Raw genomic sequence first — 21,834 nt, 5'->3', positions numbered from 1 at the left:
CACCAGCCTCGCCGCCGGGGCCGTCCGCAAGAGGGTCGCAGCGCGATGCTGACCTGCTGAACAGCCACTCCCCGATGACGATCCCTTGTCGACAAGCCACGACGAAGAGTACCATGGTCAAGATGCTGACGACGCTGCTGGTTCTCCTGCTGCGGGGTTGTATCCGCGTATGGTCACATGAGCGCAGCTTGTGCGCCACCGCCTTGCAATTCGCTGCAAGGGCGACCGTCCGGGTCGCCCGAGCTTGTCCTGCTGTTCGCTGGACTGGTCCAGGTTTTGCCCCGACGGGCAGGCGCTTGGCGTTATCACGGCTCCGCCCGTAGGACGTTTCGGCACACACATACACCTACCAACAGGAGAGGAGGTCGTCACGATGATTCCGGACAAGCTGTTGGAAGTCTTAAGACAGGATGGGGTTGTTGCCATTGCCACCCTGGGAAAGGATGGCCCGCATATGGTCAACGCCTGGCATAGTGATGTCAGTATCTCATCAGACGGTCGCTTATTGATCCCTGTCGGCGGCATGCACCATACGGAGGCGAACATCGCCTACAACCCCAATGTGCTGATTACCTATCGTTACCTTCGATCCGCCTCGCCTCGCCGAGGCGAACATCGCCTACAACCCCAATGTGCTGATTACAGCGGCAAGTCGACAGGTTGCGGGCTTGCGCGGGGCCGGCGCCGGTTTCCTGATCAGGGGAAAGGCGGCTCTGATCACGTCCGGACCTGATTTTGATGGTATGAAGCCACAGTTCGGTTGGCTGCGAGCTACCTTGGCCGTCACCATTGAATCGGCCACTCAAACCTGTTAACGCTGACGGATATTCCGTACGTTGCAGTGTCGTGACGTCTGGCATTGACGAAGAGGGGAAGGGTGCCGCCTATTTCCGCATCCCGGACGCGCCCAATCCCCCCGACAACGCAAATGGCCCGCTCGGCAAACCGCCAAGCGAGCCATTGGATTCAACAGGTTCTGAGTGGCTGGGGGGCAAGGATTCGAACCTCGATAAGCAGATCCAGAGTCTGCCGTCCTACCGTTGGACGACCCCCCAGCAAAAATGAACGTCCAAAGGGGTTGCCTTTGGACGTTCACACTATCTAAAAATACGAGGGAAAAGTCAAGGTGAAAAACGGGTACGAGTGAGGGTCACGAACCCATCCCATTGGCGTGGGCTTGCGATCTGTCGTGTAACGTCGACAGTTTCAGCATTTCGAACGCCTTGGTGCCCCCGGGGGTCGTCATCACGACCCGATCGCCCTCCTGCTTGCCGATGAGGCTCCGCCCGATCGGTGAGGCCACCGAGATCCAGCCGCGCGTGCTGTCCATCAATTCCGGAAAGACCAGAGTGTAGACGGTTTCCTCTCCGGTCTCCTCGTCAATCAGATGTACGGTGCTGCCCAGAGCGACGCGATCCTTCGGGATCGCCCTCAGGTCGATCTTACTGATCTCGGCGATCCGCTGCTGCAGAAAGGCCATCCGGGCCTTCACAAACCCTTGCCGATCCTTAATGGTTTCATATTCGCCGTTCTCCCGCAGATCGCCCAACTCCCTGGCAGCCTGGATCTTCTTCGGAAGCTCCTGTCTGAACTCCCGATCGAGTTTGTTGAACTCCTGTCGAAGCTCATCAAGCAGCGCCTCAATCTTCATCCTTCCTCCTCCAGTGCCTCCTCGACTCGACGTCGCACAGCATCCCACCCCATCAACTCCATAATCGGAAAGATGGGGGGACTGACGGTCTTTCCGGACAGCGCCACCCTGAACGGCTGAGCCAAGTCGACCAGTTTCAGACCTAGGGTCGTCGCCCGCGCCCGAAACAGCGACTCCAGCGCCCCGGCCGTATAGGCCGGCAGCATGTCGATCTCCGCCAACAGCGCACGGACCCTGGCCTTGGCCTCGACCGTCAGCACCTTCACCGCCGCCGCCCTGTCCCGCTCGATCTTCCCATCAAATACAAATCTGGACGAAGACGCAAGTTCTGTCAAGGTCCTCGCTCGCTCTTGAAACAGGGAGACCACCCGTTGCAGTTGCGCTGCATCTATTGTCGTCAGTTCGTCCCGACTGACGCCGGCCGCTTCCCAGAAGGGTTGGAGCAGCGTCGTCAGTCGCTGCACATCGGCACGCTTGATATACTGGCCGTTCAGCCATTCGAGTTTGACCGGATCGAAGACCGCGGGGGTCTTCCCCACCCGATCAAGGCTGAAGTATCGAATCAACTCTTCCTGAGTGAAGATCTCCTGGTCGCCGTACGACCAGCCAAGCCGCGCGAGGTAATTCACCATCGCTTCCGGCAGATACCCCATCTGCCGGTAGATCATCACCGAGGTGGCGCCGTGCCGTTTCGAGAGACGGGCGCGATCGGGCCCCAAGATCATCGGGATGTGGGCAAAGTGCGGGATGGGAAGACCCAGCGCCTCATACAGGACGATCTGGCGTGGCGTATTCGAGATATGGTCGTCGCCCCTGACGACGTGCGTGATGCCCATCAACACGTCATCGACCACCACCGCAAAATTGTAGGTCGGCATCCCATCGGAGCGCAGGAGGATGAAATCGTCCAGATCGCCGGTCTCGAATCGGATGGGGCCGTGAACGAAATCCGCGATCTCGATGCTCCCCTCCTCTCCGACCAGCAGCCGGACGACCACACCATTGTCGCCCACACCCGACCGATCATTGCCTCGCCGGCGACAGCGCCCGTCATATTTCGGGGAAGTACCGGCCGCCAGCGCCGCCTTGCGCCTCGCCTCCAGTTCGTCCGGCGTACAGGTACAGTAGTAGGCCTTCCCCTCGTCCAGCAGGCGCTGTGCGTAGTCGTGATACAGCTTCAGACGATCGGCCTGTCGGTACGGTCCGACCGGCCCACCCACCTCCGGTCCCTCATCCCAGTCCAGACCAAGCCACCGGAGCGACTCAAGTATCGTCGTCGTCGACTCGTCCGTCGACCGCTCCGGATCCGTATCCTCAATGCGCAGGATGAAGTCGCCGTTCTCATGCCGCGCGAACAGCCAATTATAGAGCGCCGTCCTGGCCCCGCCGACATGCAGATAACCCGTCGGGCTCGGCGCGAATCTGACCCTGACCTTGGACATCGCCATCTGCCTTACGGCTTCGACGGAGGCCCGGCCTCCGCCTCGTCGATCAGCATCACGGGGATGCCGTCCCGTATAGGATAGCGCCGTCCGCACGCCGTACACACAATCCGTGAGGCGGGCTCATCCAGCACCACCTCGGCCTTACATGCGGGACAGGCCAAGATCTCCAGCAATTCCTTATCGATCATCTGCGCCCCCTTCCCCACTATTCCCACTCAACGCTCGCCATTCCGTTATCCTCTCCACTATAGCCTATTGTCGCAGAGGGTTGAAGCGGATTGTGCGGCCGCTTCTCACCGGATCAGAACGGCTGTCGGCGCATCACGATCGCGTCTTCCCGCGGATGCTCATAGTAGTTACGACGACGGCCGATCGGTTGAAAGCCGTACGACTGATACAGCGCAGCAGCCGCCTCATTCGACGCCCTGACCTCCAGGTAGCCTACCGTCACATGTTTGGCGTAGGCGCACGTCAGGATCGCATCCATCAGTTGAGACGCGACCCCGCGGCCGCGATAGCGCGGGTGCACCGCAAGATTGTTGATGTGCAATTCTCCGCTGAAAATCCATGCGCACAGAAATCCGACGATCCGCTCCCCTGTCCCTTGGTCTGCCCTCGCCACAAGCGATGCGGCGAACCTTTCGGAATCCAACTCGTGGACGAACATCTCGTCAGTCCACGGTTCGGCGAACGAGAGGCTCTCAATGACCAGCACGTCAGGCAGGTCCTCTTTGCGCATGACATCGCACGTCACAGTAAGTCTGGTCTTATTTATCGCCACCGTGGGAATGAACCTCTTGACGCTAGGACGCGGCCGGGGCAAGCCCGCCCAGACGTTTCAACTCCGCCTCGGACGGCCGCAAATATTGAGGGATCAGTCCTGCCGGATCATCCCGATGGCCGTCCAGGAGACGCCGGCGTCCGAGCTCTGCCACTGCGGCGGCGCGACCCCCTCGGCCCGCAAGGGGCGGGAAGAGCGCCAGCTCCTTCAACCGGGCTCGCAGCAGGTCTGCATAGACTGCCAACCCATCTCCCACAAAGACAGTCGGCTCGCCGATACCGCTCCAGACGCTATCCGACGCCGTCGCCGCATCGTCGGTCAGCCGAATCAGTCGATCCCCTTGGTGACGAAACCGTGCGAAATAGATTTCGCCTTTCCTGGCGTCGAGGATGGGACAGATCTGGTAGGTGCAAAACGGAAGGGTCCATGCCATGGCCTCAAGCGTCGAGACGCCAACCAGTGGTTGGCCCCCGGCTATCGCCAGTCCCTTCACGGTACTTAACCCGATTCGTAACCCGGTAAACGATCCCGGTCCAACGGCCACGGCGAGTCCCTCAACCTGCCCTAGCCCGACCCCGGCATCCTGTAAGGCCCGGTCGATCAGGGGGAGTAACCGCTCGCTGTGGGTCGCTTTGACGTTCAGCGTGTACTCGCAGATGACCCCCGCCGCTGAGACGAGGGCAACCCCGCCTTGCATTGTCGAGGTCTCGATTCCCATTACCAGCATAGCAGTGTGACGATACTACAGACCGGGCCATCCGGCAAGGGTCTCCGCAGCATTACAAGTCGGCCCACCCGACGCCGCCGATCGCCTTCCTCGGCCGCCCTGTCGGCCCCCCGGCCTGCACGCGCAGCAGCAGGATCAGGCCCGTGAGAAAGAACAGACCGACGGCAAGAATCGCCGCGCGCTGGTTACCCGCCAAGGCGTACGAGATCGCGCCAAAGACCAGCGGCCCAAGGATAGAGGCGCTCTTCCCGCACAGCGCGTAACAGCCGAAGAACTCCCCCTCGCGTCCCTTTGGGATCAGGCCGGCCATGAAGGTCCGACTCGCGGCCTGGATGGCGCCGAGACCCGAGCCTGCCACGGCCGCAACCAGGTAAAACTGCCACTGAGCCTGGACAAAGTAGGCGGCGGTCACCACGCCGATCCAGAGCACCAACATGCAGACCACAACGACCTTTGGGCCGAGCCGATCAGTGGGCTTGCCCCATGCGAACGCCCCGACCAAGGCCGTCGCCTGAACGAGAAGGTACAGACCGATCAACTGTGCCATGTCGAAGCCGAGTGTCCTGGCCGCGAATATCGAGGAAAAAAAGATCACGGTATTGACGCCATCCTCGTACAACAGATAGGCTCCGAGAAACCGCCGCAGTTCACGAAACGTAAGGACGTCTCGGACCGTCCGAAGTGTACCCGACACGCTCTCGCGGACCGCCTCGCCGATGCCGACCCGGCCGGGTCGATCCTCCGGCAGGACAATAAAGGACGGCAGAGCAAAGAGTCCAAAGAGCGCAGCGGTCACCACGAAGCACCAGTGAAGGGCGCCCGCCTTGGCGAACGGAAGCGCAGCAAGCAGGGCGACAATCGAGCCGGCATAGCCGACCGCAAAGCCGTAGGCCGAGACGCGCCCCTGCCACTGCGGAGGCGCAATATCCGACAAATAGGCGTTGTAGAAGACCAGCGCACCCTCAAATCCTACGGTGCCGATGACCCCCAGCACAAAGCCCCGGAGCACCATCCCCTGCTCTACCGTCGCCATCAAGGCCGTTGCGGCGACGCTGAGGTAGGTGACGACACAGAAGAGGCGCTTGCGAATGCCGGCTCGGTCGGCCATACCCCCCACTATCGGGGAGGTGATCGCCACGATAGCCATCGACGTGGCGATCAGACGTCCCCACCACAGGTCGCCCTCGCCGCGGTCGTTACCGACGACGACCTGAGCATAGTAGGTCGCATAGATGGTCGCCGCGATCACCGCTGCGAAGGATGAGTTGGCGAAATCGTAGAGGGTCCAGGCCACGACCTGACGGCGATTCATGAGGCCATCGCCGCATTTCCCATCAGCTCCCGGGCCAATCCGACATACCGATCGCCGACCGCGACGATCTCTATTGTCCGCGTGTCCGATCCGGTGTATTGAAATCTGAACGTCAGCAGTTCGTCCGGCAAGTACGCCCATCCATGCTCGGCCCACTCGATCGCCGTCACGCCCTCCCCCCGCAGATATTCATCCAACCCCAGACCGGCCATCGCCTCCGGGGTCTCAATACGGTAGAGGTCGATATGATAGAGGGGGATCCGGCCCTGGTATCGGTGTACGAGGGTAAAGGTCGGACTGCTGATGCAGGTCGCCTCGTCGACGCCCAGTCCGCGGGCCAGCCCACCGACAAAGAGGGTCTTGCCTGCGCCCAGTTCGCCGATAAGGGCGATCACATCCCCCGCATTCGCAAGTCGGCCCACGGCCTCGCCCAGCGCGCGCGTCTGCTCCGGCGAGGCGGAACGATACACGATCGTCGAGGTGCGGGATGGGCTCACGCCGGACCTGTTATTTCACCGTTGGTTGCGCGGCCGCTTTCAGTCGGCGGATAGCCTCCGGAATCTGTGTCATCAGATCCGACGCCACCATCGCCTCCTGACCGACCGCCTCAGCCGCCAGATCCCCGGCGAGGCCGTGCAGATACACAGCAGCCTTCGCAGCCAAGTCGACATCGACACCCTGTGCCAGAAGACCCCCGATCAGCCCGGTCAGCACGTCGCCGGTCCCGCCCGTCGCCATCCCGGCATTTCCCGTCATGTTGATCGCCACCCGGCCATCCGGATTCGCGACCAGGGTCCGGGCGCCCTTCAAGACCAGATAGACGCCGAGACTCGTCGCGACCTTTTGCGCAATCGGAATCCGGTTTCGAACGATTTCATCCCGATCAATGCCGAGCAGGCGGGCCAGTTCTCCGGGATGGGGGGTGAGGATCGGCGGGGGCGAGACAGTGCGCAGCGTTTCCAGGTTCGGTCCGAGGGCAGTGATGCCGTCGGCATCGACGACGACCTGCGTCCCGACGGTCTGGACAACGGCTCGGACCAACTCAGCGGTCTCAGGATGAATGGACAGGCCGGGACCGATCGCTACGACCCGCTTACCCTTCGCGAGATCCAGGACCCTTTCCAGTGCAGCGAACGACACCGTACGCTCGCCGGTCTCAGGCAGCGGTTCGGTCATCACCTCGGTCAGCTTTGCCTCCATGGCATCGTTGAGGCTCTCCGGCAGTCCCAACGTAACCAATCCCGCGCCGATTCGAAGCGCCGACAACGCGCACATCGCCGCCGCCCCGGTCTTGCCCGGCGAGCCGGCCAGGACCAGGACATGACCGTAGGTCCCCTTATGGGCGTTCGGGTCGCGCGGTGGAAGCGCGCGTACCAGATCCTCGGCCTGGACCAGGGAGACATCAAGCAGTGGATCGGTGAGCAGCGGCCGAGGCAGACCGATATTGACCGTCACCACCCGACCGGCGCAAGCGGCTGCGGGATAGAGGATAAGCGCCCGCTTCGGCAGGCCAAAGGTGACGGTCAAGAGCGCATGAATGCTCGGACCAGGGATGACCCCTTCATCGCTGTTCAGACCCGAGGGGATATCGAGGGCCACGATCGGTCTGCCGGACCGGTTGAGCAGCTCGATGGCTTCCCCGAAGATGCCTTTTGCGGGTCCGGTCGTCCCGGTTCCCAGGATGGCGTCCACCACCAGATCGGCCCGCTCGATCGTCCCTCTGCCAGCCTCGAGCTCCTGACTGCTCGTAACCTCATGGATCGGCATGTCGAGCGTTCGAATGATATCGAGATTCGTCCGGGCATCTCCCCTGATCTCGGATGATCGAGCCAGCAGCACCACGTCGACCGCGAATCCCCGGTTCACGAGGTGGCGAGCGACGACGAAGCCGTCGCCGCCGTTATTGCCCTTTCCGCTGACGACGGCAATACGGCGATGCGACAGATGCGGAAATGCCCGCTCCAGCTCCAGGACGGCCTGGAGTCCGGCATTTTCCATCAGCAGCAGCGACGGGATGGCGTACTCCTCCGTCGCCCGTCGATCGAGTTGTCGCATCTGCTCTGCCGTTACCACATTCACGGCCATCGCGTCCTCCTCGTCAGGTGCTCTCTATCGGCCGTCCGTGGCCACGACGCATGCCATCGCGTAGTCACCCTCATGCGTCAGCGTGACCAGCATCTGCATGATCCCAAGACCATCCGCTACGTCTTTTGCGCGGCCCGAAAGGGCCAGACCGGATGGTTCGTTTCCACCCCCGACGACCTCTACATCCTGCCAGACGACCCCCTGCCCCCATCCGGTTCGAAGCGCCTTGAACGCCGCCTCCTTCGCGGCGAAGCGGACCGCCAGGTGTCGACCCGGCGACCGGTAGCGCCTGATGTGTGCCCGCTCCGACGGCGTGAACAGGCGATCCAACAGACGGGCGCCGTAACGCGCGACGGCTCGCTCAAATCGATCGATCTGAACCAGGTCAATTCCGATCCCGATCACCATTCCCGCACCTTGGAGTGCCATGGAATGAACACTAGTATGCTCCGCTTAATCTCGCCGGACGTCCCTGTCCGGCTCGAATCGGCGCTGGCAGGCTGCGCTGTCCGTGCTGTGCCTGCCATCGACGACGCATCGCACACCAGTGTTCATTCCTGGAATCCGATGCCTTGCGCAAGCAAAGGACATAGGGTCTAGACAAGGGGAGAGCCTTAGCTTTTTCCAACACCCTACACCCTACACCCTACACCCTGCCTTATCTCCATGGCTGCCCGCATCTCGCGTACTGCTCGCTCCAGACCGACGAGAACGGCTCTCGCGATAATACTGTGCCCGATACTCAGCTCTTCCACCTCGGGAATGACCGCAACCGATCCGATATTGCGATAGTCCAGACCGTGCCCCGCATGAATGCGAAGACCCAGCTCCCGTCCCGTATGCGCCGACCGGATGAGGCGCGTCAACTCGGCCTGTTGACCCTTCGGGTCTTTCGCCTCGGCATAGGATCCGGTATGCAGCTCGACAAAGTCGGCGCCGGCCTGCGCTGCAGCCGAGACCTGATGGGATTCAGGATCGATGAAAAGGCTGACGGAGATGCCGCCCTCCCGCAGGCGGCGCACCGCCTGGCTTACCTCATCGATGCGCCCGTGGACGTCCAACCCTCCCTCAGTCGTCAACTCTTCACGTCGTTCCGGAACGAGCGTCGCCATCTCCGGCTTGAGCGCCGAGGCAATCCGGATCATCTCTTCCGTCACGGCCATCTCCAGATTCAGCTTCGTCTTCACCACTCGCCGAAGCAACTCGACATCCCGGTCCTGAATATGCCGACGGTCCTCGCGCAGGTGCACGGTGATTCCGGATGCGCCGGCCAACTCGACCATCAGCGCCGCCTGCACCGGATCAGGCTCCTCGCCCCGTCTCGCCTGCCTGATCGTCGCGATGTGATCGACATTCACACACAATCCAACCATCCGTCACCCCTCGTGCCCCTAACCTTGAACGTTGAACTCGCCTTCAACTCAGTTCTCTCTCGATGACCATCGCGATCGTTCGCGCCACGCGCTCGATCTTCGTGAGTTCCTCGCCCTCCACCATCACACGGGCCACCGGCTCCGTACCGGACAGCCGAACCAGGATCCGTCCCTTGCCCCTCATCCCCGCCTCTGCCGCTCGAATCGCCTCCTGGACCAGTGGCAGTTCTTCAACGGCAGTCCGACGCCAGACAGGCACGTTGATCAAAACCTGCGGGTACGACGTCATACATGTCTTCAGCTCCGAAAGCGGCTTTCCACAACGCCGCATGGTGGCCAGCACCTGCAGGGCGGTGACGATTCCGTCTCCGGTCGTATGATGTTCAAGGAAGATGATATGTCCGGACTGCTCACCCCCCAACATGTATCGCTTGGCCAGCATCTCTTCCAGCACATACCGATCGCCCACCGCGGTTCGTACGACCTTGATTCCGGCCTCCTGCATCGCCAGTTCCAGGCCGATATTGCTCATTACCGTCGCAACAATCGTATCGTCGTACAGGCGACCCTCCCGCTTCAGATCGAGGGCGCAGAGGGCGAGAATATGATCCCCATCCGCCAACTCGCCCTGTTCGTCCACACACAGGACCCGGTCTGCATCCCCGTCATGGGCAAATCCGATATGGGCCTTGTGCTGTACCACTGCCCGCCGCAGCCCCTCGGGATGCAACGACCCACACCCCTTATTGATATTGGTACCGTCGGGTTGCACGTTCAGCGATACGACCTCCGCGTTCAACTCCCGCAGAATGGTCGGCGACACCTTGTAGGCCGCACCGTTGCCGCAGTCAACCACGACCCGCATCCCCTTCAACGTCATACCCTTGGGGAGGGTGTTCTTGGCAAATTCGATATAGCGGCCGACGGCATCCTCTATCCGATAAGCCTTGCCGATCTCGTTCGGAACCGCCCTGATCCCGTCGATTTCTCCATTGCAGACCAACACCTCGATCTGCCGCTCCATCGCATCCGGCAACTTCAGGCCATCGCAGGAGAAAAACTTGATCCCATTGTCCTCGTACGGGTTGTGAGAGGCCGAGATTACCACCCCGGCATCGGCCCGGAGGCTCCGGGTGATGAACGCGATGCCCGGCGTCGGCAGCGGACCGACCAGCAACACATCGACCCCCATCGAGGTGATACCGGCGGTCAAAGCCGTCTCCAACATATAGCCTGTCAGCCGCGTATCCTTTCCGATGACGATCGTCGGTCGTTCTGTCGATCCCCTTAACAGATGAGCGGCCGCCCGCCCAACCTTCACCATGGTCTCCGGGGTCATCGGCTCTTTATTGGCCACACCGCGAATCCCATCGGTACCGAACAGTTTTCGCACCACCCGCCTTCTTTCTTTTCCTGGTCTGTAGCCGCAGTCGTTATCTTATGAAGCCGAGGGTTTGGGATTCATTCTGATCTCGACCGACACCCGCACACGGTCCGGCCCCTGCATCCTGATCGACTTCCCCACCGGCTCAAGCGAGGTCATGGCGCCGAAGTCATGCGATCGGCCTTCAATGCTGACGGTCGAGGTATACACCCTGTCCAGACGATTGACCTCGCTCTTCGGCCCCACCAATCGGACACGATCGGGATGTGCCGAGGCCCGCTTCAGATAGTACCCGGCAGCCGGATTCCCTTCTACCCTGGCCGCTACCCGCACCACCCGCTCCGAGATCGATTCCAGCACCAGCCGGACCCACTTCGGCGAGACCTGGACGACCTCAACGCCGCGCGGAACATCAATCTGGTCGGTTTTGACGGCCACGAGATTCTCGCCTTCCTTCAAGGTTGACAGATCGAGATTGACGTCCACCTCATCAGGCGACAGTCCGGAGATCAGACTTTTCGGGCCCCGCAACTGGACGGTGACGAACTCTCCGGGACCGTTCACGAGCGTCGTATTGTTCGGCAGTCGCGTCAGCGAGATCGGGGCATTGACCGTTCGTTCGTCTCTCTGTTCTCCGGAGACGACCATCCACAAGGCGAAAGCAAGCGCCAGAGACGCCAGCTTCAGCCCGAGATTATCGAAGAGTCCTTTCGCCATCATCCTTTCGCGACCGTCGGATGCGCGGCGCCCCACGCAAGGGCCGGTATATCCGACAGGTCAAGCCGTGCGGTCAATATGCCACGTTCGGCGCCTAGCCTCTGACGACCGAAGATGCGACGACCTCGCTTTTCGACTTCGCACCCGGGCCGCCCACACCGGGCGGTCCCAGCAGTTCGACGAGTCGACGCCGCAGCCTCTGCGCATCAAGACCCTGGCTGATGGCCCCCGCGTGAACGAGCGAGACGCTCCCCATCTCCTCTGAAACAACGATGGCGATGGCATCGGTTTCCTCCGTCAGGCCGATGGCCGCGCGATGACGGGTTCCCAACTCCCTGCTCACATCGGCGGCCAGCGTTAAGGGCAGCAGACACGACGCGGCGGCGACGCGCCCGCCCTGGATCACCACCGCGCCGTCATGCAGCGGCGAACCCTGGCAAAAGATCGATTCCAACAATCGCCTCGACACACGCGCGTCAAGCGACACGCCGGAATCGATATAGTCGGACAGTTTGGTCTCCCGCTCTACGACAATGATCGCGCCGATCTTTTTCGCCGCCATGGAGGCCGCGGATCGGACAATCTCGTCGATCATGTAGGCCTCTTCGCGTTTGGTAAAGGCGCGAAGCAGCCGAGAACGCAGGCCGAACGTCGCGAGTGCCCGTCGAAGCTCCGGTTGAAAGAGAATGATGACCATGAGGAACCAGACACCCAGCGAGTTCTGCAAGACCCAGTTGACGGTCAACAAACCGCCTTTCAACGCAATGCGGGATGCCAGGTAGACAAGCGCGAGACCGAGGATCATCTGCAGCGCCCGCGTCCCCTTGAACATCAGGAGAAGCTGATAGGCGACAAACGCCACGATCAGCACATCGACGGCGTCAATCCACCCAAATTGGGCAATCGTGGACCACATAACTACTACGCCCTCCTGATGGCGTCCAACATCCGGACAAGCTGCGCGCAGGGCCGGATCTCATGCACCCGGACAAAGGCTGCCCCTTGCAGCACCGCCGCAGCGACGCAGGCTGCGGTCCCGTGCTGGCGTTCCTCAACCGGCAGCTTCAGCACATCGCCGACCAGCGACTTGCGCGATGGTCCGATCATGATCGGCTTTCCCAAACGATGCAACTCCCCCAGATGCCGCAAAAGGGCGAGATTGTCCTGCGACCGCTTTCCGAATCCCAAGCCGGGATCGACAATGATGGACTGCGGGTGAACGCCCGCCCGTTCAGCAAAGGTGATACGCTCCGCCAGGAAGTCCGAGACCTCCCCCACCACATCGTCATAGCGCGGCTCGATCTGCATGTCCTGAGGGGTCCCTTTCATGTGCATGATCACCAGACCGGCCCGCTGCTCGGCTACCACCGCCGCCAGATGCCCCTCACCCCGTACACCGTACACGTCGTTAATAATATCCGCCCCTTCTTCCAGGGCGATTCGCGCCACCTCGGGTTTATAGGTATCCACCGATACCGGAATGCTCAGCTTCGGTCGCAGGTCCCGCAGCACCGGAACGATCCGACGCAACTCTTCTTCCACTGGGACAGGGGCGGCGCCCGGACGGGTCGATTCGCCGCCCAACTCCAGAATATCGGCGCCCTCCTCCACCATCCGCATGGCCTGGTCGATGGCTGTCTCGGCATCGAGAAAACGCCCGCCATCAGAAAATGAATCGGGAGTAATGTTCAATACCGCCACGATCCGGGTCTTATCTTGCACATTCAACAGATGATCCCGGCAGCGAAAACTTCCCTGCGTCGATTGCGTCATCGCGTCTGTGGCGTCAATTGCGCCATCGCATCATTGAGTGCGTGATTCGACGTACAAGCCGGCACAGAGGACAGGCGAGAACTTGAGGTCACACACTGCAGACGATGATTGTTCAGGCGTTCCCGCCCGGGCATCAGACGCGCGCCTGGGCCGGGGCGGCGGATCCGTTCACGATCGCATCGATCTGAAAACCATCAAGCACCTCGGTTTCCAGCAGCGCCTTGGCCAGGGCGTGCAGAATGCCGATTCGCTCCATAATCAGCGTCTTGGCCTTTTCATAGTTGGTCACAACGATCTGCTTGACCTCTCGATCGATCTCTACTGCCGTATGCTCGCTATAGTCCTGGTGTTGGGCAATCTCGCGGCCCAGGAAGATCATCTCTTCGCGCTTACCGAATGTCAGCGGACCGAGCTTTTCACTCATCCCCCACTCGCACACCATCTTCCTCGCCAGATCGGTGGCCCGCTCGATATCGTTGCCGGCCCCGGTGGTAATCTGCCCGATAACCAACTCCTCCGCAACGCGACCGCCCATCATGATGGCAATTTCATTGAGGAGGTACTCTTTTGCGTAGTTGTGCTTCTCGTCGACGGGCAACTGCTGGGTCATACCCAGCGCTCTACCACGCGGGATGATCGTCACCTTGTGAATCGGGTCGGTCCCAGGGAGAACCTTCGCCACCAGCGTATGTCCGGCCTCATGATAGGCGGTCACCTTCCGCTCCTGTTCGCTGATCACGATGCTCTTGCGCTCTACGCCCATAAGCACCTTGTCTTTGGCGTTCTCGAAGTCCACCATGCAGACCGTTTTCTTATTTTGCCGGGCGGCCAGCAGGGCCGCCTCATTGACCAGGTTGGCTAAATCGGCTCCGGAAAAACCGGGGGTCCCGCGAGCCAGGAGCGAGAGATCGACATCGGCGTCTATCGGGATCTTTTTCGTATGAACGCGCAGGATCCCTTCGCGGCCCTTCAGATCAGGTCTCGCCACCACGACCTGGCGATCAAACCGCCCCGGTCGAAGCAATGCCGGGTCCAGGACATCGGGGCGGTTGGTTGCTGCAACCAGAATCACCCCGTCATTCGATTCGAAGCCGTCCATTTCAACCAGGAGTTGATTCAGCGTCTGCTCCCGCTCGTCGTGACCGCCGCCCAGACCGGCCCCCCGATGCCTCCCTACCGCGTCGATCTCATCCATAAAAATAATACACGGGGCATGCTTCTTCCCCTGATCAAAGAGGTCGCGTACGCGTGAGGCGCCGACACCGACGAACATTTCGACAAAATCCGAACCCGAGATACTGAAGAACGGCGCATTCGCCTCGCCTGCGATAGCGCGCGCCAACAGCGTCTTCCCCGTACCCGGGGGGCCCATGAGCAACACACCCTTGGGAATCCTCCCGCCCAGTTTCTGAAACTTCGGCGGGTCCTTCAGAAACTCAATGATCTCCCGCAGTTCCTCCTTGGCCTCGTCCGCACCGGCCACATCGGCAAAGGTCACCTTGTTTTGCTTGTCGGACAGCAGGCGAGCCCGGCTCTTGCCGAACGAGAGGGCCTTCACCCCCCCACCCTGCATCTGACGCATAAAGAAGATCCAGACGCCGATGAACAGCAGCATCGGTAGCCATGAGAGCAAGATAGTAATGTACCAAGGATTCTCGTCGACCGGTTTCGCAATAATCCGAACCCCTTTCTGTCGCAGCTCGGAAATCATATCCTTATCGTCGGCGGCGTACGTCCGGAAGTTTTCGCCCGTGGTGAGCTTCCCTTTGATGTCCGGACCCTTCACGATCACCTCCACGACCTCACCCTTGGCCGCCTTGGTCATAAAGTCGCTGAAGATCATCTCCTTTTCCTGTGGCTGGTTCTGGCTGAAAATGTTGAAGACCAGTACCATAATAAGTCCGATGACAAGCCACAGCGCCAGATTCTTGAAGAACGGGCTCAACCTTGTACCTCCTCCCATCGATCTCTCTTCCTCACGCGACATGTCAGTGGGTACGACGGATGGCATTCGTAACTTACTATATCAAATCGCTTGTACGTCTTCAACGCAATACACGATGATCGTCCGTCTAACCGCTGCTCCATGCGCTGGCGGCGCGCCCGTGGGCATGAAAGTTGTAACGCCCAGTGAAATCCCCCCAACGCCCCCTTTTCAAAAGGGGCGTTGGGGGGATTTCACGACGGGAGCGGGGACGTTCGGACCAACGACGGACGAATGTGCGGATTAGCACGGGCGTGCGATCATGTGATTACCGTCCGTCGTCACCTGTAGTAACTGCACAAACCCGAAGGATACGCCGCGTCGCAGCGGTCACCCTGAAACGTTCGTCGGTGCGAAAACCCACAACCCAGACGATCTGACCGCCAGACACCACCAACGGGATCCGCCCGCGGTCTTCGCGCGGCACCTTGGCGTCTACAAAAAAGTCCTGGAGCTTCTTGCGACCACTCATCCCGAAGGGAACAAATCGGTCGCCCGCTTCCCATCCCCTGACATGCAAGGCAGTCCCGGTACGGTCGCCGTCAAGCAGGGCAATCCGGGTATCGCCAGTAGGCCGGACCACCGCCCCCTGTTCCAGCATCTCACTGTGGAGGCTGAGCGAAGCGGTCGGAATGACCGTCAATCCGGGCACGACCAGGGAACAGGCGGCGATGCGGTCCCGCACCCGAGCCCTCTCAATCGCGAAGATCAGGCCCTCGTCGGCTCGCCTCACGCGCAATCCGCCCGGCGCGTGAACGACGCCGCCCGGCGCTTCCAGCAGCCGATCGACAGCCAGAGTCTGTTGAAAGGTCAGCCCCGAACGGCCTGCACCCAACGCTTCTGCGGATCGACGGATAACGCGCCATCTCAGGGCGCTGGGAAGGCCCGCCATGGAGGGAATCGACAGCGCCACCTCTTGAGACGATTGCGAGATCACCAAGGCGTGAAACTCTTTTTCCACCATCTCGTTCAACAACGCGTCTTCGGCCTCGAAGATCGTTGCCGCATTTGCCAGGGCGTACATAATGCGCGGATTGTATCGTTTGGCCAACTCCGGCAACAGTCCCAGTCGGATTCGATTCCGACGATAGGCAAGACTGCGGTTTGACGAATCCTCGACATAAGGAATCCGCTCTTTCCGCGCGTACTGCTCGATCTCCTCCCGTTCGCAATCAATCAATGGACGGACGATCCGGCCCCTCACCGGCGGGATTCCGCCAAGCCCTCGCACGCCCGATCCTCGAAGCAGGTTCATCAGGACGGTCTCCGCCTGATCGTCACGATGATGGCCTAGGGCGATTCTGGCGGCCCGCTGCCTATCCCCCACCTCCTCGAGAAACCGGTAGCGAAGTGTGCGAGCCGCGGCCTGCAGCGAGTCGAATCTGCGGTCTCGCAACATCCTGCCGTCAGCCCTGGTCATCGTCGCTGGAATCTGATGGGTCTCACAATAGTTTCGCACGAAGTCGGCAGCCGCGGCCGATTCTGCCCCGCGAAGATCGTGGTCGAGATGGGCGACATGGAGTACGACGGCATATCGCTCTCGAAGGCGCATCAGAAGATGGAGCATGACCATCGAATCAATGCCGCCGGAGACCGCAATGACGATCCTCTCCCCGACCGTCACCATCCGATGCCGGTCGATCGTCTCTTGCACCTTATGCAGCAGCCGGTCCTTCATCACGTAAGCCCATAAACCCGCATGTAACGGCCATTTACACCCTATCACCCCAGGAACTACTGTAGTGAGCCCTCAGAGCGCTGTCAATATAAATCCTGGGCGCCGAAGCGTATTCCCATGATGGCCACGCAACGGGAAAGGATAGGCCGCCCCTGTGCAGCTTGTGAACATCGACATATCGTTAGTCAGCTCAACATAGATTCACCCAGTATATATATCATTCTAATTACATTAACAGATAAACACTCATCAGATTTATTGGTTCGCTGCTAAAATATACTTGACATTGGTGTAATCGAGTTTTATATATCTTCAAATGAAGAATACGTCATCTTTAGTAACGATCCAAACTGCGGCGTCAGTAGCCGGCATAGAGGCGTAAAATGCGAATGTATATCAACGGTCCTACCGGGGCAACCTGCTTGGCGAAGGAGGGCAAATAATGCGCACGACCTGCCATAACCGTCTCTTCCTCACCCGTCCGGCGCAGGTAACTCTCATCAGTTTTCTGGCCTGGAATCTGGCCGCAGTCATCCCGCCATCCGCACGGGCGGCGGAGCCGACACTGGGGTTGGCAACCGGATTACAGGACGCTCAGGTAGCCATCGATGGCCGGCAGTGGACGACGCTGCCTGCGTCCTCCAGCCCGATATATGGCGGGACCATGCTGCGGTCCGGAAAGGGTACCGCATCGTTGCTGCTGAAGGATGGGACCCAGCTCGAACTGCGGCCGCAAACACTTATCGGGTTGGCCGGATCACGAACTGCGCCTGTGGTGAAAATTGCCGTTGGCCAGGTTCTCTTCAGGATACCCAACTCATCCGGTTCAGTCTTCATTACGCCAAGCGTCCGCTATCAGACCGAACCCGGCAGTGCGGGAAATCGCCCGGCCGTTCTCAAGGCGAACTCGACAACGTTGTCCACCTCTGACTCGGTAGGGACCATCGTCGTCAACGCGCGCGGCGGGTCCCGCCTGAGTCTCGAACAGGGCGGGATGCTTGCCAGGTCCGCGAATGATCCCGGCATCCACGTTGTAAAGGCCGGACAAAGCGTCTATATACCCCAGGTTGGCGCTCCTGATCACGATTTTGGCGTCCTGCTGGCACAGGCGATTCCAGGTGACGCGGCCGACGAAACCGGTTCCACCGGTACCGACACCGGGAACACTGAAACGGAGGAGGCCCCGGTTGTAGAGACGGGATCGGGCACCCGGGCAGAGACAGTTACTGGGGTCCTCGTTGGGCTTGGCGCCATTGGGCTGGGCGTAGGGCTTGGGGTGAGCGAATCGGGCAATAATGGCAAGGCGAGTCCCTCAACTCCGTAGTGAGTCCGTTCGGCCGTTTAGGCTATCCGGACGGTCGGGAGACGAAACGATCCGGCAGACCACACAGATTAAACGGTCCATAATGAGACGAGCGTACATCTATATCAGCTTGGGAATTCTGACCGCCGGCTGCACATCGGCCGGCCCCACCAAAGAAACCCTCATGGTGATGGCGTCTATCTCTCGATCCGCCGAATCGGAAGGCAGCGTTGCGCTCAACAGCAGGATTATCGGCACCGCGGCGCACGACAATAGCTCGACCGGAGACTATACCATCGGCCCAGGGGATCTCCTCGTCATCTCGGTCCTGGACCTGAGCGAAGTCGACAAGATCAAGATCCGGGTAGGGGCAGAGGGGTTCATTCGTCTGCCCCTCATCGATATCGTCAGGGTCAAAGGCCTGACCGCACGTCAACTTGAAGGTAAATTGGCCGACCTGTACGGCGCCGAATATCTTTACGATCCCCAAGTGAGCGTCTTCATCGAGGAGTACCGCAGTCAGCGTGCCGCCGTTCTGGGAGAGGTCAATAAGGCAGGCATCTATGAGGTGAACGACGGACGGACGCTCACCGATATGCTGGCTCAGTCCGGCGGCCTCACCAAAGAGGCCGACCGCATGGTCTACGTTCTGCGAAAACACGGCAGCCCGGGAACCGACGCCGGCAGCTCTGGGGATCTGCTGACAATCGATCTCGATGAACTGCTGGCCGGACGCAACCCCGGCCTGAATATCCGGATCGACTCCGGAGACGTCATCAGCGTCCCGAAGTCGGGCGAATTCCTGCTCGGTGGCGCCGTAAAAAAGCCGGGTCCCTATCCGCTCAAAGGGAAACTGACCGTCGACCAGGCCATCTATTTCGGGGAGGCGCTGAAGGATGAGGCCGACCTGAGTAATATCGAGGTGTTACGGTTTAACGGGCCACAAACCGAGGTGATTCACGTCGACCTTCAACAGTTAAGGCGGGAGGGCAAGCCTGCGCTCGCCGTTCAAAAAAACGATGTCGTGTTTGTCGGAACCAGCGGCCCTAAGGCCGTCCTGTATGGCGCCGTGGACTTTGTCAAGACGATCATCCGCTTCGGATTTAATGCCGGGATGGCCTTCTAGTCTCGATCCTATCAATGATCGCCAAAGAACGGTTCGCGCCGACCGCCGATCACGAAAAAGGATAATACTCGCGCATGGATGCGCTGGTCAAATCAGAGGGTAAGCCGCCCACGCCTCGCGAGCTTTTGCTGCAACGCTATTATCTGCAGCAGGACGAAGAGACGCACCTCCGCGATTACTGGCGAATTATCCTGAAGCACCGGTGGATGGTCCTGACCTTTTTCGCCATTATCGTCACGACCGCAACGATCTACACCTTCAGCCTGACCCCGACCTATCGAGCGACCGCCACCCTCAAGATCGATTATGAGCGGCCGCAGATCCTCTCCTTCCAGGAAATCGGGTCGCCCGGACACCAGAACTACGGTCCGGAATTCATGGGCACCCAGCAGAAGCTGCTGCAGAGCCGAAGCCTGGCAAAGCGGGTCATCGAGACACTGACCGCAAACGGCCATTCGATCGCCTTGGATCCTGGGCCGACCGATTCCGGCGAGCTTGCAGGCGTCTGGCTTGCGTGGATCACCGACATGCTCTCTGGATCGCGCACCTCAAAATCTTTGCCGACGGCCGATCCGGTCTCCCAACCGGAGCCGCCTGTCGGACCGACCGAGGAACAGGTCATGGTTCGTAAGATCGACGTACTGCTCCGGATGCTGACCATAGAACCGGTGCGGACCACGAACCTGGTCAAGATCTCCTTTACCACCCCGTCTCCCGCGCTCTCCTCACTCCTGGCCAACGCCTGGGCGAAGGGCTTCATCGATCATAGTCTCGACCTGAAATACAACGCCACTGCCCAGGCCGGGGAGTGGTTGTCGAAACAGCTTCAAGACGTGCAGGATAAACTTGAACAATCGGAGGCCGCCCTGCACGAATTCGTAAAACAGAAACAGATTCTGACCGTCGGAGAGAAAAAAGATATCGTCACGACAAAGCTGGCCGATTTGAGCGAGGCGCTGACCAAGGCCCAGGGTGAGCGGATCGCCAAGGAGGCCCTGTATCGCCAGAGCCAGAAGTTGCGGTTCGATTCGATCCCTGCGGTCCTGGAAAACTCGATGATCTCCAACCTCAAGACTGAGTACTATAAGTTAGACTCCGAGTACCGTCGGCTGGGCGAGACCTATAAACCGGGCTATCCCAAGATGGTCCGGCTTCGCGAAAGTATGGACCAGATCAAGCGTCAGATCGAGGTGGAAATCGCTCGAATCGTCGACGCCATTAAGCAGGAGTATGAGGCGGCGGTCAAGAAGGAGCAGCTTCTCCAGGCGGCGGTCAACGAGCAGAAACATCTGGCCATCGGATTGAACCAGGAACTGATCCGGTACGACATCCTGAAGCGCGACGTCGACACGAATCGCCAGATTTACAGCGGGATTCTCGAGCGCCAGAAGCAGGCGGGGGTCTCCCAGGGTCTCGCGGCAAGCAACGTCCAGATCGTCGATACCGCCGAGGCGCCGACGACGCCGTTCAGTCCGAATAAGACCCGCAATATTGTGCTCGGGATCGTCCTCGGATTGACGGTGGCCGTCGGCATGGCCTTTTTCTTTGACTATTTGGATAATACCGTGAAACAACCGGACGCGCTTGAACGGACCCTCGGGATCCCAAGCCTGGCGCTGATCCCGTCGCTGGCCTCAGCCCTGCCCAAACAAAGACGGGGCAGGCTGTCACGTAACGGCAATAACGGGAATCACAACGGCGCACCGGCCTTTGCCACGGTTGCGCACAGCGATCTGCGCTCCGCATTGGCAGAGGCGTTCCGCACGCTTCGCACCTCGCTCCTCTTTTCATCTCCAGGCTCGCCTCCAAAATCGATCCTGTTTACCAGCGCTCAACCCTCAGAAGGCAAGACCGGACTGTCCATTAATACGGCTATTACCCTGGCACAGTTGGGGGGCGGCGTGCTCCTCATCGACGGCGACATGCGTCGACCGAGTTGCCATTCGCACCTCGAGATTCCTCTGAAGGCCGGACTCTCAGATTACCTGACCGGGAATGCGGACCTGGTGTCGGTCATCAAGCGGACCACCGTCTCAAATCTCTATTGTATTCCGGCGGGAACCATTCCCGTAAATCCCGCAGAACTACTGGCGTCTCCACGGATGAGGGAAACCATCGACCTACTGTCCCAACGATTTGACTACATTGTCGTAGACTCGCCTCCGATCTTCAGTGTCGCCGACGCGCTGATTCTTTCGACAGTGGTCAAGGGTGTGATCCTGGTAGTCCACGGCGGGCGGACGCCGCGCGACATGATTCAACGGTCCTTCAAAAACCTGATTGAGTTGAACGCGCCGGTTTTGGGCGCCGTCCTGAATAATATCGACATTCGCGGCAACGGCTATCCGTACTACTATCGCTACCATTACAGCCACTACTACCAATACGCGGCCCCGGACACCGTGCCCGATCCGGCATCTACTGTACAGGCTCACGCGCCCGTCGAGTCGCAGCCGACGAACGCGGGAAACGGCGATCGGCCTGTCTAACCCCAC

The 21,834-nt window shown here is 60.2% G+C and carries 19 protein-coding genes, 1 tRNA gene and 2 pseudogenes; 5 read left to right on the top strand and 17 right to left on the bottom strand.

The window, feature by feature from the left end; translation table 11 throughout:
• The first annotated feature begins 373 nt into the window (after positions 1–373).
• Positions 374–574, top strand: a pseudogene (locus C3F12_09765) (FMN-binding protein).
• A gap of 31 nt (positions 575–605) precedes the next feature.
• Positions 606–815: pseudogene (locus C3F12_09760) on the top strand (FMN-binding protein).
• Between the two features lie 166 nt (positions 816–981).
• Here C3F12_09760 and C3F12_09755 read toward each other — a convergent pair.
• The 17 genes from C3F12_09755 to tilS form a co-directional block, all read right to left on the bottom strand.
• Positions 982–1,055: transfer RNA gene (locus tag C3F12_09755), tRNA-Gln, on the bottom strand.
• A gap of 95 nt (positions 1,056–1,150) precedes the next feature.
• Positions 1,151–1,651, bottom strand: a complete 501-nt coding sequence (locus C3F12_09750; GenBank protein ID PWB46314.1) for a transcription elongation factor GreA — start codon at positions 1,649–1,651, stop codon at positions 1,151–1,153.
• Positions 1,648–3,093: a glutamate--tRNA ligase gene (locus C3F12_09745; GenBank protein PWB46422.1), complete on the bottom strand. Its 1,446-nt coding sequence runs from the start codon at positions 3,091–3,093 to the stop codon at positions 1,648–1,650. The genes C3F12_09750 and C3F12_09745 overlap by 4 nt, the downstream gene beginning before the upstream one ends.
• Before the next feature lie 11 nt (positions 3,094–3,104).
• Positions 3,105–3,284: a hypothetical protein gene (locus C3F12_09740; protein ID PWB46313.1), complete on the bottom strand. Its 180-nt coding sequence runs from the start codon at positions 3,282–3,284 to the stop codon at positions 3,105–3,107.
• A gap of 113 nt (positions 3,285–3,397) precedes the next feature.
• Positions 3,398–3,835 (bottom strand): ribosomal-protein-alanine N-acetyltransferase, encoded by a 438-nt coding sequence (gene rimI, locus C3F12_09735; protein ID PWB46312.1) that lies wholly within the window; start codon positions 3,833–3,835, stop codon positions 3,398–3,400.
• A gap of 64 nt (positions 3,836–3,899) precedes the next feature.
• Positions 3,900–4,604 carry a tRNA (adenosine(37)-N6)-threonylcarbamoyltransferase complex dimerization subunit type 1 TsaB gene (gene tsaB / locus C3F12_09730; GenBank protein ID PWB46311.1) on the bottom strand — a complete coding sequence of 235 codons (705 nt, stop codon included), beginning with the start codon at positions 4,602–4,604 and terminating at the stop codon, positions 3,900–3,902.
• 52 nt (positions 4,605–4,656) lie between these two features.
• On the bottom strand, positions 4,657–5,916 hold the full coding sequence (locus C3F12_09725) for an MFS transporter (protein ID PWB46310.1): 1,260 nt from the start codon (positions 5,914–5,916) through the stop codon (positions 4,657–4,659).
• Positions 5,913–6,413 carry a tRNA (adenosine(37)-N6)-threonylcarbamoyltransferase complex ATPase subunit type 1 TsaE gene (locus tag C3F12_09720; protein ID PWB46309.1) on the bottom strand — a complete coding sequence of 167 codons (501 nt, stop codon included), beginning with the start codon at positions 6,411–6,413 and terminating at the stop codon, positions 5,913–5,915. The genes C3F12_09725 and C3F12_09720 overlap by 4 nt, the downstream gene beginning before the upstream one ends.
• Before the next feature lie 10 nt (positions 6,414–6,423).
• Positions 6,424–8,001, bottom strand: coding sequence for a bifunctional ADP-dependent NAD(P)H-hydrate dehydratase/NAD(P)H-hydrate epimerase (locus C3F12_09715; GenBank protein PWB46308.1), 1,578 nt, complete (start codon positions 7,999–8,001; stop codon positions 6,424–6,426).
• Positions 8,002–8,025: 24 nt separating this feature from the next.
• Positions 8,026–8,430 (bottom strand): holo-[acyl-carrier-protein] synthase, encoded by a 405-nt coding sequence (acpS, locus tag C3F12_09710; protein ID PWB46307.1) that lies wholly within the window; start codon positions 8,428–8,430, stop codon positions 8,026–8,028.
• Positions 8,431–8,633: 203 nt separating this feature from the next.
• The gene (locus C3F12_09705) at positions 8,634–9,374 is read right to left on the bottom strand and encodes a pyridoxine 5'-phosphate synthase (protein PWB46306.1); all 741 of its coding nucleotides are present in this window, start codon (positions 9,372–9,374) and stop codon (positions 8,634–8,636) included.
• A gap of 43 nt (positions 9,375–9,417) precedes the next feature.
• Positions 9,418–10,767, bottom strand: a complete 1,350-nt coding sequence (locus C3F12_09700; GenBank protein ID PWB46421.1) for a phosphoglucosamine mutase — start codon at positions 10,765–10,767, stop codon at positions 9,418–9,420.
• Between the two features lie 45 nt (positions 10,768–10,812).
• A complete protein-coding gene (locus C3F12_09695) occupies positions 10,813–11,478 on the bottom strand; it encodes a hypothetical protein (protein ID PWB46305.1) in 666 nt (221 codons plus the stop codon).
• A 91-nt stretch (positions 11,479–11,569) separates the two neighbouring features.
• Positions 11,570–12,391, bottom strand: coding sequence for a TIGR00159 family protein (locus C3F12_09690; protein ID PWB46304.1), 822 nt, complete (start codon positions 12,389–12,391; stop codon positions 11,570–11,572).
• A 5-nt stretch (positions 12,392–12,396) separates the two neighbouring features.
• Positions 12,397–13,248, bottom strand: coding sequence for a dihydropteroate synthase (gene folP / locus C3F12_09685; protein ID PWB46303.1), 852 nt, complete (start codon positions 13,246–13,248; stop codon positions 12,397–12,399).
• Between the two features lie 133 nt (positions 13,249–13,381).
• Entirely contained in the window at positions 13,382–15,193 is a 1,812-nt protein-coding gene (locus C3F12_09680; protein PWB46302.1) for a cell division protein FtsH, read from the bottom strand.
• 307 nt (positions 15,194–15,500) lie between these two features.
• Positions 15,501–16,910 carry a tRNA lysidine(34) synthetase TilS gene (tilS, locus tag C3F12_09675; GenBank protein ID PWB46301.1) on the bottom strand — a complete coding sequence of 470 codons (1,410 nt, stop codon included), beginning with the start codon at positions 16,908–16,910 and terminating at the stop codon, positions 15,501–15,503.
• Positions 16,911–17,352: 442 nt separating this feature from the next.
• Here tilS and C3F12_09670 point away from each other — a divergent pair, with 442 nt between their 5' ends.
• From C3F12_09670 to C3F12_09660, 3 genes are all read left to right on the top strand, one after another.
• Complete coding sequence (locus C3F12_09670) at positions 17,353–18,234, top strand: hypothetical protein (GenBank protein ID PWB46300.1); 882 nt, start codon at positions 17,353–17,355, stop codon at positions 18,232–18,234.
• Positions 18,206–19,339, top strand: coding sequence for a hypothetical protein (locus C3F12_09665; protein PWB46299.1), 1,134 nt, complete (start codon positions 18,206–18,208; stop codon positions 19,337–19,339). Before C3F12_09670 ends, C3F12_09665 begins: the two co-directional genes overlap by 29 nt.
• Positions 19,340–19,413: 74 nt before the next feature.
• Positions 19,414–21,828 carry a hypothetical protein gene (locus C3F12_09660; GenBank protein PWB46298.1) on the top strand — a complete coding sequence of 805 codons (2,415 nt, stop codon included), beginning with the start codon at positions 19,414–19,416 and terminating at the stop codon, positions 21,826–21,828.
• Positions 21,829–21,834: the final 6 nt, after the last annotated feature.

The sequence above is a fragment of the Candidatus Methylomirabilota bacterium genome (genome assembly GCA_003104975.1).
Lineage (GTDB): Bacteria > Methylomirabilota > Methylomirabilia > Methylomirabilales > Methylomirabilaceae > Methylomirabilis.
This window is presented reverse-complemented; position numbering and strand designations above follow the sequence as displayed.